This window comes from Variovorax sp. 10N412, assembly GCF_056394985.1.
In genome coordinates this window covers 105,454-116,691 of record NZ_JBFTIO010000020.1, presented here as the reverse complement: position 1 = coordinate 116,691, position 11,238 = coordinate 105,454, and the positions used below count along the sequence as shown (strand labels likewise).

Genomic DNA, 11,238 nt, shown 5'->3' with positions numbered 1-11,238 from the left:
GCACCGCCGCCCTGCGGCTTCATGCAGTTCCAGAAGAAGGTGTGGTTCCAGATCTGCGCGGCGTTGTTGTAGATGCCGCCGCTGGCCTTCTTGACGATCTCTTCCAGCGTCAGGGCTTCGAACTCGGTGCCTTTTTGCAGGTTGTTGAGGTTCACGACGTAAGCGTTGTGGTGCTTGCCGTAGTGGTACTCGAGGGTTTCCTGCGAGTACTCGGGTGCCAGTGCGTCGAGCGCGTACGGCAGGGGTGGGAGCTTGTGTTCCATCGTGGTTCCTTCGTGGTTGTTGAAAGCGGATTCGGCGTTCACGCAGGGTCGGGCGCGTTCGCCTTCGGTTCGACCCGGTAGGCGCACCGCCGCGCGCCCGCCAGGACATGCTCGACGCGGCTGACGGTCACGTCCGACCCCAGCACTTCGTCGAAGAGTTGCAGTTCACTGCGGCAAAAACCCGTGCAGGCCTGTGCCGCGGTGCAGATGGGGCAATGGTTCTCGATGAAGAGAAAGCCCTGGCCATCTTCCTCCGGCCGGAACTCGGCCATGTACCCCTCGCGGCTGCGAATTTCCGCCAGCCGCTCCAGCCGCGTCTTCAGGCTGCGCGCGCCGCGCATCGCCTCGGTGTAGCTGGCGCGCATGGCGGCCTCGCGCGCGCCGATGAGCTGCTCCATGCCCTTCTCGCCGAACACGCTGATGACGGCACTGATCATCTGCACCGTCATCTCGGCGTGCGTGTCGGGAAAGCGCTTGTGTCCTTCCCCGGTGAGCCGCCAGATCTGCGTGGGCCGGCCGCGCCCGCTGGAGCGGCTCTCGGCGTCGACCAGGGCTTCGGCCTCGAGCTTGCTCATCTGCTGGCGCACCGCCTCCACCGTCACGTTCAGCACCTTGGCGATGTCGGGAATGCCGAGCGCGCCGCGCGTCTTGAGCGTGGAGAGGATGCGGTCTGCCGGCTGGTGCGGCTGCCAGGCGGGCACGGTCGGTTTCGTGGGGCGTGTGTGCATGAGCGGATTGCCATTTATCAGGCAACTGCTTTGATTATTAGGCGGCGCCGGCCGCACTGTCGAGAGCGGCGCCGCAATGCCCCGGTCGCGAAGGGGCCATCCGGCCGCGCGTTTTTACGCTTTCTTTATGCGGCCCCGCCGACTCTGTTCCCCGTTTTTACGCACCGATCCCGAGACTGAAGGCCTTGTGTTTCGCTCCAGGAGCAATTGAATGGACATCGTCTGGATGGGCGCCTTGCTGGCGCTGTGGGCCGTGGTGGGGGCCATGGTGGTCGGGCTGAACAAGCTCGACGCACCGAAGAACCCATCGAAGGCGTCGAATGCCGTTGACGGAGCCGCATCGTGATCAGCCTCGAAGTCCTGTACGGCTTCGGCGCCCTGATCGCCGTGATCCTCTTCGCCTACCTCGTGTTCGCGCTGATCTGCGCGGAGGAGTTCTGACATGACCGCCTCCGCCTGGGGCCTGCTGGCCCTCTTTCTCGCGGTGCTGGGCGTGCTCGCCTGGCCCGTCGGCAAATTCCTTGCCGCGATGTGCAACGAGCGCCTGCCGCGCTGGATGCAGCGCGTCGAGGCGCCGCTCTACAAGCTCGCGGGCACGAAGCCCGAGCAGTCGATGCACTGGCTGCGCTACGCGCTCGCGCTGCTGGCCTTCAACGCCATCGGCGCGATCTTCCTGTATGCGCTGCAACGCCTGCAGGGCTGGCTGCCGCTGAACCCCGCGGGCATGACCGCCGTGTCGCCCGACTCGGCCTTCAACACCGCGGTGAGCTTCGTGAGCAACACCAACTGGCAGGGCTACGCCGGCGAGTCGACCATGAGCTATCTCACGCAGATGCTCGGGCTCACGGTGCAGAACTTCATGTCCGCCGCGACCGGCATCGCGGTGGCTTTCGCGCTGGTGCGCGGCTTCGCGCGCAGGGGTGACGGCAAGGGCCTGGTAGGCAACTTCTGGGCCGACATCACGCGCATCACGCTGTGGGTGCTGCTGCCGATCTCGTTCGTCATCGCCATGGTCTTCGCGGGCCAGGGCGTCATTCAGAACTTCGACGCCTACAAGACGGTGAACACGCTGGAGACCACGGCCTTCCAGCAACCGAAGAACGGCCCCGACGGCCAGCCGCTGAAGGACGACAAGGGCCAGCCGGTGATGGAAGACGCCACCACCGCCACGCAGACCCTGGCCATGGGCCCGGTCGCTTCGCAGGAAGCCATCAAGATGCTCGGCACCAACGGTGGCGGCTTCTTCAACGCCAACTCGGCGCACCCCTACGAGAACCCGAACGCGCTGGTGAACCTGCTGCAGATGATCGCGATCTTCCTGATCCCGGCCGCGCTGTGCTTCACCTTCGGGCGCGTGGTGGGCGACATGCGCCAGGGCTGGGCCGTGCTCGCCGCGATGACGGTCATGTTCGTCATCGCCGTGATGGTCATCACGCCCGCCGAGCAGGCCGGCAACCCGCTGCTCGCGTCGCTGGGTGTCGACCAGGTGTCCAGCGCGCTGCAGAGCGGCGGCAACATGGAAGGCAAGGAAGTGCGCTTCGGCATCGATGCCTCGGCCCTCTTCGCCGCCATCACCACCGCCGCTTCGTGCGGTGCCGTGAACGTGATGCACGACTCGCTCACGCCGCTGGGCGGCATGGTGCCCATCGTGCTCATGCAGCTCGGCGAGGTGGTGTTCGGCGGCGTGGGCTCGGGCCTGTACGGCATGCTGATCTTCGCGATGCTGGCGGTGTTCATCGCCGGCCTGATGATCGGCCGCACGCCCGAGTACCTCGGCAAGAAGATCGAGGTGCGCGAGATGAAGCTCATCTCCATCGCCATCCTGGTCACGCCCATCCTGGTGCTGGCGGGCACGGCGGTGGCGGTGGTCGCGGGCGCCGGCAAGGCCGGCATCGCGAACCCCGGCGCGCACGGCTTCTCCGAGATCCTGTACGCGCTGACTTCCGCCGCCAACAACAACGGCAGCGCCTTCGCGGGCCTGTCGGCCAACACGCCCTTCTACAACGGCCTGCTCGCGCTGGCCATGTGGCTCGGCCGCTTCGCGATGATCGTGCCGGTGCTCGCCATTGCCGGCTCGCTCGCGGCCAAGAAGCGCCTGCCCGTCACCGGCGGCACGCTGCCCACGCACGGCCCGCTGTTCGTCTCGTTGCTGATCGGCACGGTGCTGCTGGTCGGTTTGCTCAACTATGTGCCGGCGCTGGCCCTGGGCCCGATCGTCGAACACCTGGTGCTCTGGAAATAAGAAGGAGCCCACCATGACCGCTACTACCAAGACATCTCTCTCGCTGTTCGACGCAGCGCTGGTCAAGCCCGCCCTGTGGGGCGCCTTCGCCAAGCTCAATCCGCGCACGCAGTGGCGCAACCCGGTGATGTTCATCGTCTACATCGGGAGCATCCTCACGACGTTGCTGTGGATTCACGCGCTGAGCTTCCCGGGCGACACCGGCATGAAGCCCGCCTTCGTGCTGGCCATCACCGTGTGGCTGTGGTTCACCGTGCTGTTCGCGAACTTCGCCGAAGCCCTGGCCGAAGGCCGCAGCAAGGCGCAGGCCGCCTCGCTGCGCGGCCTGCGCAAGGACACCTGGGCCAAGAAGCTGACCGAGCCGCACCATGGCGCGCAGTGGCTGCCTGAACAGGCGCCCAACCTGCGCAAGGGCGACATCGTGCTGGTCGAGACCGGCGACGTGGTTCCGCTCGACGGCGAAGTCATCGAAGGCGTGGCCTCGGTCGACGAAAGCGCCATCACCGGCGAATCGGCCCCCGTGGTGCGCGAATCGGGCGGCGACTTCTCGGCCGTGACCGGCGGCACCCGCGTGCTGTCCGACTGGCTGGTGGTGCGCGTGTCGGTGAACCCGGGCGAGTCCTTCCTCGACCGCATGATCGGCATGGTCGAGGCCGCCAAGCGCCAGAAGACGCCCAACGAGATCGCGCTGACCATCCTGCTGGTGGCGCTCACGCTGGTGTTCCTGATGGTCACCGTCACGCTGCTGCCGTTCTCGGTGTTCAGCGTGGAGGCGGCCGGCGCGGGCACCGTGGTGTCGCTCACCGCGCTGGTCGCGCTGCTGGTGTGCCTGATCCCGACCACCATCGGCGGGCTGCTGTCGGCCGTGGGCGTGGCCGGCATGAGCCGCATGATGCAGGCCAACGTGATCGCCACCTCGGGCCGCGCGGTGGAAGCCGCCGGCGACGTCGACGTGCTGCTGCTCGACAAGACCGGCACCATCACGCACGGCAACCGCCAGGCCACGTCGTTCCTGCCCGCACCCGGCATCACCAAGGCCCGGCTGGCACGCGCCGCGATGCTCGCCTCGCTGGCCGACGAGACGCCCGAAGGCCGCAGCATCGTGGAGCTGGCCCGCCGCGACGGGCTGGAGGCCAACGCCGTGGAAGGCGCGCGCTTCGTGCCCTTCACCGCGCAGACCCGCATGAGCGGTGTCGACCTGCCGGCCGCACCGAACAGCCTGGACACCGACGACGTGCTGCTGCGCAAGGGCGCCGTGGAGGCCGTGCGCCGCTACGTCGAGGCCCTGGGCGGCTCCATGGCGCCCGAGGTGCTGCGCGCCGCCGAGGAAGCCTCGCGCCGCGGCAGCACGCCGCTGGCCGTGGCCGAAGGCAACCGCGTGCTCGGCGTGGTCGAGCTCAAGGACATCGTCAAGACCGACATCAAGGAGCGCTTCGCCGAGCTGCGCCGCATGGGCATCAAGACGGTGATGATCACCGGCGACAACAAGCTCACGGCCGCCGCCATCGCCGCCGAGGCCGGCGTGGACGACTTCCTGGCCGAGGCCACGCCCGAGGACAAGCTGGCGCTCATCCGCCAGTACCAGGCCGAAGGCCGCCTGGTGGCCATGACCGGCGACGGCACCAACGACGCTCCCGCGCTCGCGCAGGCCGACGTGGCCGTGGCCATGGGCAGCGGCACGCAGGCCGCCAAGGAAGCCGGCAACATGGTCGACCTGGACTCCAACCCGACCAAGCTGCTCGAGGTGGTGGAAACCGGCAAGGCGCTGCTGATGACGCGCGGCTCGCTCACCACCTTCTCCATTGCGAACGACGTGGCGAAGTACTTCGCGATCATTCCCGCGATCTTCGTGTCGACCTATCCGCAGCTGGGCGCGCTGAACGTGATGCGCCTGGCGAGCCCGTCGTCGGCCATCCTGAGCGCGGTGATCTTCAACGCGCTGGTCATCGTGTTCCTGATTCCGCTGGCACTCAAGGGCGTGCGCTACCGGCCCGTGGGCGCCGCCGCGCTGCTGCGCCGCAACCTGGCCATCTACGGCCTGGGCGGCCTGCTGGTTCCCTTCATCGGCATCAAGCTGATCGACTGGCTGCTCGTTGCAGTCCACCTGGTCTGAGGAGTTCTTCGTCATGAACAACAACGGCAACATCGTTCGCCCCGCGCTCGTGCTTTTCGTGCTGATGAGCGCACTCACCGGCCTGATCTACCCGATGGCCGTCACCGGCGCCGCGAAAGCGGTGTTCCCCGCGCAGGCCGACGGCAGCCTGGTCGTGCTCGACGGCACCACCGTGGGCTCGAAGCTCATCGGGCAGAACTTCAGCGACCCGAAGCACTTCTGGGGCCGCCCGTCGGCCACCGCGCCGCAGCCCTACAACGCCAGCGCCTCGGGCGGCTCCAACCAGGGCCCGCTGAACCCGGCGCTGACCGATGCGGTCAAGGGGCGCGTCGAGGCGCTGCGCGCCGCCGATCCGGGCAACACCGCGCCGGTGCCGGTCGACCTGGTCACCACCTCGGGCAGCGGGCTCGATCCCGACATCAGCCCGGCCGCCGCGAAGTACCAGGCGGCGCGCGTGGCGCGGGTGCGCGGCGTGCCGGTCGATCAGGTCAATGCGCTGATCGCGAACAACACGCAGGGCCCGCTGTGGGGCTTCCTGGGCGAGTCGCGGGTCAACGTGCTGGCGCTGAACCTGGCGCTCGATGCGTCTTCCCGTCCTTCGGCCCCGCGTTGAGGAGAAACAAGAAATGGCCTATGCCGCTTACCGAGAACACCCTGGCGTGCCCCGATCGCACGCACCCATGAGCACCCACCCCAGCCCGTTCTACGTGCTCGACGTCACCGTCTGCTGCGCCGACGCCCTGCGCGTGCGCCGCAGCATCGCCGGCTGTCCCGACGCGGGCGTGGTGCGCTGCGAGCCGCTGCTGCACGGCTGCTGCTCGCAGGAAAGCGATGCGCCCTGCGTTCGCCTGATGATCCGCCTGCCGCTCGCGCGCTATGCCGACGTGCTGCACCGCCTTATCGAGTGCGTGCCCTCCGGCGAGATCGGGCGGCTCGTGAGCTGGCGCGAGCACCTCGCGCGCTGCGGCCTGCGCCATGGTCACTGACCTGCTGCTGGCCTTGCTGGCCCTGGCGGCGCTGTTCGTGCCGCTGGCCTTTGCCTGGTGGGTGCTCTCGCGCACCGCGCGGCGCCATGCCGGCCGCCGCAAGGACCGTCCGATGCGATAACCTGCGCGCCACCCATGCACGACGACCGCCCCGACCCCGACGCCCTGATTGCGCAACTGCGCAACAACGAGGCGCGCGCGCAGCGCGGCAAGCTGCGCATCTATTTCGGCGCCAGTGCCGGCGTGGGAAAGACCTGGGCCATGCTGAGCGCCGCGCAACGCGAGCGCACGGCCGGGCGCGACGTGCTGATCGGCGTGATCGAGACCCACGGCCGCAGCGAAACCGCCGCGCTGCTCACGGGGCTCGACGCCCTGCCGCTGCGCGAGCTGGCCTACCGCGGCCGCACCCTGGCCGAGTTCGACCTGGACGCCGCGCTGTCCCGCAAGCCCGCCGTGCTGCTGGTCGACGAGCTGGCCCACACCAACGCGCCCGGCTCGCGCCATGCCAAGCGCTGGCAGGACGTGCAGGAGCTGCTGGCCGCGGGCATCGAAGTGTGGTCGGCCCTGAACGTGCAGCACCTGGAGAGCTTGAACGGCACGGTCGGCGCCATCACCGGCGTGCGCGTGCACGAGACCGTGCCGGACACCGTGCTAGACGAGGCCGACGAGGTGGTGCTGGTCGACGTCACGCCCGACGAACTCACGGCGCGGCTCGCGGCCGGCAAGGTGTACCTGCCGCAGCAGGCCGAGCGCGCCGCGCAGAACTTCTTCCGCAAGGGCAACCTCATCGCGTTGCGCGAGATCGCGCTGCGCCGCACGGCCGAGCATGTGGAAGACGATGTGCGCGGCTGGCGCGTGGAGCAGTCGGGTGCCGGGGGCAGCGGGAACGGCAAGGGCAGCAGCTTGCAGGCCTGGAACACATCGGGCGCGATCCTGGCCTGCGTCGGTCCGCACGAAGGGGCCGCGCAAACGGTGCGCACTGCGGCGCGGCTGGCGGGCCAGCTCAACGTGCGCTGGCATGCCGCGTACGTCGAGACGCCCCGGCTGCAGCGGCTTGCCGCGGCGGAGCGCGACCGCATCCTGGCCGTGCTCAAGCTGGCGGAAGAGCTGGGCGCGGCCACCGCCGTGCTCACCGGCGCCGACGTCGCGGAGCAGCTGGCCGAACAGGCGCGCCGGCTCAACTGCGCAACGCTGGTGCTGGGCCGCTCCGAGCCGGCCACGGGCTGGCGGCGCTGGTGGCCCACGGCGGCGCAACCCTTGTCGGGCGCGATCGCGAAGCACGCACCCGCGCTCGACATCATGGAGGTCGCGCGGGTCGACAGCTCGCGCCGGCTGTCGCGCGCACCCCTGGAGGGCGCGCGCATCGACAGCGACGACCACGAGAAGGCGCCGACCTACTGGCCCGCCTACGCATGGGCCGCCGCCACCAGCATCGCGCTCACGCTGGTCTGCACGCCGCTGGCCGGCGTGCTGGAGCTGTCGAACATCGTCATGCTGTTCCTGCTCGGCGTGGTGGGCGTGGCCATGCGCTTCGGGCGCGGGCCTGCGGCCCTGGCCGCGCTGCTCAACGTGGCGGCCTTCGACTATTTCTTCGTGCCGCCGCGCATGTCCTTCGCCGTCAGCGACGTGCAGTACGTGCTGACCTTCGCGATCATGCTGGGCGTCGGCCTGCTGGTGGGCCAGCTCACGGCGGGCCTGCGCTTCGCGGCGGGCGTGTCGACCAGCCGCGAGCGGCGCGCGCGCTCGCTGTTCGAGCTCACGCGCGAGCTCTCCGCCGCGCTCGAAAGCTCGCAGGTGGTCGCGCTCGGCGGCGCCGCTGTGCAAGGCCACTTCGGCGGCCATGCGCTGGTGCTGGTGACCGACGCGGCCGACCAGCTGCTGCTGCCCACCGAGCCGCCCGAGGGCTTCGATCCGCAGGTGGCCGACTGGGCCTTCCGCCACGGCCAGCCCGCCGGCCTGGCGACCGCCACGCTGGCCGCGCAGCCCTGGCACTACGTGCCGCTGCAGGCGCCGATGCGCGTGCGCGGCGTGCTCGCGCTGTCGCCCGCGCAACCGCGCTGGCTGCTCATTCCCGAGCAGGCGCAGCAGCTCGACACGCTGGCGCGGCAGATCGCCATCGCGCTGGAGCGCGTGCACTACGTCGAGGTGGCGCAGCAGGCGGTGGTCGAGATGGAGTCGGAGCGCCTGCGCAACGCGTTGCTCGGCGCCATCTCGCACGACGTGCGCACGCCGCTCACCGCGCTCATCGCCCTGGCCGAATCGCTGCAGACCCTGCCGCCCGAGGAGCACGGCAACGCCGCGCGCGCCATCGTCGCGCAGGCGCACGAACTGCATGCGCTGGTGAACAACCTGCTCGACATGGCGCGGCTCGAAAGCGGCATTGCGGGCGGCGCGGTGAACCTGCGGCGCGACTGGCAGTCGGTGGAAGAGGTGGTGGGCTCGGCCATTCGCGCGGCGCGCACCTCGCTCGGCAGCATCGTCGTGCAGACCGCGCTCGACCCCGAACTGCCGCTGGTCGAGTTCGATGCGGTGCTGATCGAGCGCGTGCTGGTCAACCTGCTGGAGAACGCCACCAAGTACGGCGCTGCGCCCATCGTGGTCGGTGCGCGGGCCGAGCCGGGCACGCTGGTGCTGACGGTGCGCGACCATGGGCCCGGATTGCCGGCCGCGTTGCTCGGACATGAACAGAAGCTGTTCGACAAGTTCACGCGCGGCGAGGCCGAGTCCGCCACGCCCGGCGTGGGCCTGGGCCTGGCGATCTGCAAGGCGGTGGTGAGCGCACACGGCGGCGACATCGCCGCCGGCAACGCGCTCGGCGGCGGTGCAGAATTCACGGTCACCTTGCCCCGCCGCGAGCCGCCCGAGTCGGCCGAAGCGCAACTCTGAACCCAGCCTCATGCCATCGCCCACCGCCATCGTGATCGAAGACGAGCCGCAGATCCGCCGGTTCGTGCGCGGCGCGCTCGAAGCCGAAGGCTGGGTGGTGCACGAGGCCGGCACGCTGCGCGACGGCCTGGCCGCGGCCGGCACGCGCCAGCCCGACCTGCTGGTGCTGGACCTCGGCCTGCCGGACGGCGACGGCGTGTCGCTGATCCGCGATGTGCGCGGCTGGTCGGCCGTGCCGATCATCGTGCTCTCGGCCCGCACCGACGAGGCCGACAAGATCGCCGCGCTCGACGCGGGCGCCGACGACTACCTCACCAAGCCCTTCGGCACCGGCGAGCTGCTGGCGCGCGTGCGGGCCAACCTGCGGCGCCCGCGTGCCGCAGGCGGCGGCAGCGAAGAGCCGCCCGAGGCGCTGTTCCGTTTCGGCGAGATCGAGCTGGACCGTTCCGCGCGCATCGTGCGCCGCGCAGGCGCCGAGGTGCATCTCACGCCGACCGAATACCGCCTGCTGTCGGTGCTGGCCACCAACGCGGGCCGCGTGCTCACGCAGCGCCAGCTGCTGCGCGAGGTGTGGGGGCCGTCGCACACGGACCAGAGCCACTACCTGCGCATCTACATGGGGCATCTGCGGCAGAAGCTCGAAGCAGACCCGGCGCAGCCGCGGCATCTGTTGACGGAAACGGCTGTGGGGTATCGGCTGGTGGTGTAGTTTGTAAGGGGAGCGGCGGTGGAGCCCGCTCCCTGTCTTGCTCCCTCTCCCGCTGGCGGGAGAGGGTTGGGGCGAGGGCAGACGGCCTGCGGTGTCGTGCCGTGCCGCCTGCCGGGAGCCCTCTTCAAAGACCGAAGAAGGAATTCAGGCCGCAATGCCCTTGTTCGGATTCAGCAAGAACTTCTCCCCCGTCGCCTGCTTGCCATACACCCCGATCGCGTCGAGCTGCAGCATCTCGACCAGCGACACCTCGCGCGTGTACTTGCTCGCGAACGTCGTCTTCAATTCAGCCACGACGCGCGCCTTCAAGCGTTGCGTGCCTTCATCGCCGAGCTTGCCGAGGAACGGGAACAGCAACCACCCGCCCATGCCCCACGCCATGCCGAAGTTGCGCACGAACTCCGTGGGGCTGCGGTCCAGGCCGCCGTAGATGTACACCTGCTTGTGCGTGGCCGAGCCGTAGCGGCTGTATTCCTTGGCGGTGCGGTTGATGGCGGCTTCCATGCAGCCGAGGATCTGCCCTGCCAGCTTGCCGCCGCCGGTCGCGTCGAAGGCCAGGGTTGCGCCGGTCTCTACCAGCGCCTGCGTCAAGTCTTCAAGGAACGTGGGCGAGCTCGCGTTGCACACGTACTTCGCGCCCAGTCCGCGCAGCAGGTCTTCCTGCTCCTGCTTGCGCACGATGTTCACCAGCGCGATGCCGTCCTTCTGGCAGATCTTGTTGAGCATCTGCCCCAGGTTGGACGCGGCCGCCGTGTGCACCAGCGCCTTGTGGCCCTCCATGCGCATCGTTTCCACCATGCTCAGCGACGTGAGCGGGTTGACGAAGCACGACGCGCCTTCGGCCGGCGTCGTGCCCTCGGGCAACACCATGCATTGCGCGGCGGCGAGGCAGCGGTACTGCGAGTACATCGCGCCGCCGATGGCCGCCACGGTCTTGCCCAGCAGCGCCTGCGCGGCCGGCGACGCACCGGCCTTGACCACCACGCCCGCGCCCTCGTTGCCCACGGGCATCGACTCGTCGAGCCGCGCGGCCATGGCGGGCCGGGCGCGTTCGGGCACGGTGGCGGTCACGACCGGGCGATCGGGCGTGCCCGAGGCCTTGGCGGTGCCCATGTCGGCCGCGCCGAACAACAGGCCCAGGTCGGACGGATTCAGCGGCGACGCCTCCACGCGGATCACCACTTCGTGGGCCTGCGGTTCGGGAATGGGGTCGTCGTGCAGCGAGAGTTCGAGTTCGCCGTTGGCGCGAACGAGGGAGCGGATTTGCAGTGCCATGGAGGAAGCCTTTGCAGGGGTTCGAAGATGGCCTGT

General features: G+C 69.4%; 11 protein-coding genes and 1 pseudogene. 9 read left to right on the top strand and 3 right to left on the bottom strand.

Annotated features, from left to right (window positions below; genetic code table 11):
* Both AC1DJH_RS29715 and AC1DJH_RS29710 read right to left on the bottom strand, forming a co-directional pair.
* Positions 1–263, bottom strand: a pseudogene (locus AC1DJH_RS29715) (superoxide dismutase [Fe]); the annotation flags it as partial.
* A 38-nt stretch (positions 264–301) separates the two neighbouring features.
* Entirely contained in the window at positions 302–991 is a 690-nt protein-coding gene (locus AC1DJH_RS29710) for a helix-turn-helix transcriptional regulator (protein WP_478188143.1), read from the bottom strand.
* Positions 992–1,202: 211 nt separating this feature from the next.
* On the opposite strand from AC1DJH_RS29710, the gene AC1DJH_RS29705 reads away from it, so the two are divergent.
* The 9 genes from AC1DJH_RS29705 to kdpE all read left to right on the top strand — a co-directional run bounded on the left by AC1DJH_RS29705 (position 1,203) and on the right by kdpE (position 9,927).
* Entirely contained in the window at positions 1,203–1,337 is a 135-nt protein-coding gene (locus AC1DJH_RS29705) for a hypothetical protein (protein WP_435496813.1), read from the top strand.
* Positions 1,334–1,432 (top strand): K(+)-transporting ATPase subunit F, encoded by a 99-nt coding sequence (gene kdpF, locus AC1DJH_RS29700; protein WP_093243136.1) that lies wholly within the window; start codon positions 1,334–1,336, stop codon positions 1,430–1,432. The genes AC1DJH_RS29705 and kdpF overlap by 4 nt, the downstream gene beginning before the upstream one ends.
* A gap of 1 nt (position 1,433) precedes the next feature.
* Complete coding sequence (gene kdpA / locus AC1DJH_RS29695; RefSeq protein ID WP_472121657.1) at positions 1,434–3,233, top strand: potassium-transporting ATPase subunit KdpA; 1,800 nt, start codon at positions 1,434–1,436, stop codon at positions 3,231–3,233.
* A 13-nt stretch (positions 3,234–3,246) separates the two neighbouring features.
* Entirely contained in the window at positions 3,247–5,346 is a 2,100-nt protein-coding gene (gene kdpB, locus AC1DJH_RS29690; RefSeq protein ID WP_478188142.1) for a potassium-transporting ATPase subunit KdpB, read from the top strand.
* 13 nt (positions 5,347–5,359) lie between these two features.
* Positions 5,360–5,959: a potassium-transporting ATPase subunit KdpC gene (gene kdpC / locus AC1DJH_RS29685; protein WP_435488004.1), complete on the top strand. Its 600-nt coding sequence runs from the start codon at positions 5,360–5,362 to the stop codon at positions 5,957–5,959.
* 67 nt (positions 5,960–6,026) lie between these two features.
* Positions 6,027–6,332, top strand: coding sequence for a hypothetical protein (locus AC1DJH_RS29680; RefSeq protein ID WP_435488005.1), 306 nt, complete (start codon positions 6,027–6,029; stop codon positions 6,330–6,332).
* Positions 6,322–6,453 carry a hypothetical protein gene (locus AC1DJH_RS29675; protein ID WP_472121651.1) on the top strand — a complete coding sequence of 44 codons (132 nt, stop codon included), beginning with the start codon at positions 6,322–6,324 and terminating at the stop codon, positions 6,451–6,453. Before AC1DJH_RS29680 ends, AC1DJH_RS29675 begins: the two co-directional genes overlap by 11 nt.
* Before the next feature lie 14 nt (positions 6,454–6,467).
* Positions 6,468–9,218 carry a DUF4118 domain-containing protein gene (locus tag AC1DJH_RS29670; protein WP_478188141.1) on the top strand — a complete coding sequence of 917 codons (2,751 nt, stop codon included), beginning with the start codon at positions 6,468–6,470 and terminating at the stop codon, positions 9,216–9,218.
* 10 nt (positions 9,219–9,228) lie between these two features.
* Positions 9,229–9,927, top strand: coding sequence for a two-component system response regulator KdpE (gene kdpE, locus AC1DJH_RS29665; RefSeq protein WP_478188140.1), 699 nt, complete (start codon positions 9,229–9,231; stop codon positions 9,925–9,927).
* Between the two features lie 144 nt (positions 9,928–10,071).
* Here kdpE and AC1DJH_RS29660 read toward each other — a convergent pair whose 3' ends face one another.
* Positions 10,072–11,202, bottom strand: a complete 1,131-nt coding sequence (locus tag AC1DJH_RS29660) for a zinc-binding dehydrogenase (protein WP_478188139.1) — start codon at positions 11,200–11,202, stop codon at positions 10,072–10,074.
* Between the last annotated feature and the right edge of the window lie 36 nt (positions 11,203–11,238).

Coding starts and splice junctions, on each gene's coding strand:
- AC1DJH_RS29710 (WP_478188143.1), bottom strand. CDS start 991: ATGCACACACGCCCCACGAAACCGACCGTGCCCGCCTGGCAGCCGCAC.
- AC1DJH_RS29705 (WP_435496813.1), top strand. CDS start 1,203: ATGGACATCGTCTGGATGGGCGCCTTGCTGGCGCTGTGGGCCGTGGTG.
- kdpA (WP_472121657.1), top strand. CDS start 1,434: ATGACCGCCTCCGCCTGGGGCCTGCTGGCCCTCTTTCTCGCGGTGCTG.
- kdpB (WP_478188142.1), top strand. CDS start 3,247: ATGACCGCTACTACCAAGACATCTCTCTCGCTGTTCGACGCAGCGCTG.
- kdpC (WP_435488004.1), top strand. CDS start 5,360: ATGAACAACAACGGCAACATCGTTCGCCCCGCGCTCGTGCTTTTCGTG.
- AC1DJH_RS29680 (WP_435488005.1), top strand. CDS start 6,027: ATGAGCACCCACCCCAGCCCGTTCTACGTGCTCGACGTCACCGTCTGC.
- AC1DJH_RS29675 (WP_472121651.1), top strand. CDS start 6,322: ATGGTCACTGACCTGCTGCTGGCCTTGCTGGCCCTGGCGGCGCTGTTC.
- AC1DJH_RS29670 (WP_478188141.1), top strand. CDS start 6,468: ATGCACGACGACCGCCCCGACCCCGACGCCCTGATTGCGCAACTGCGC.
- kdpE (WP_478188140.1), top strand. CDS start 9,229: ATGCCATCGCCCACCGCCATCGTGATCGAAGACGAGCCGCAGATCCGC.
- AC1DJH_RS29660 (WP_478188139.1), bottom strand. CDS start 11,202: ATGGCACTGCAAATCCGCTCCCTCGTTCGCGCCAACGGCGAACTCGAA.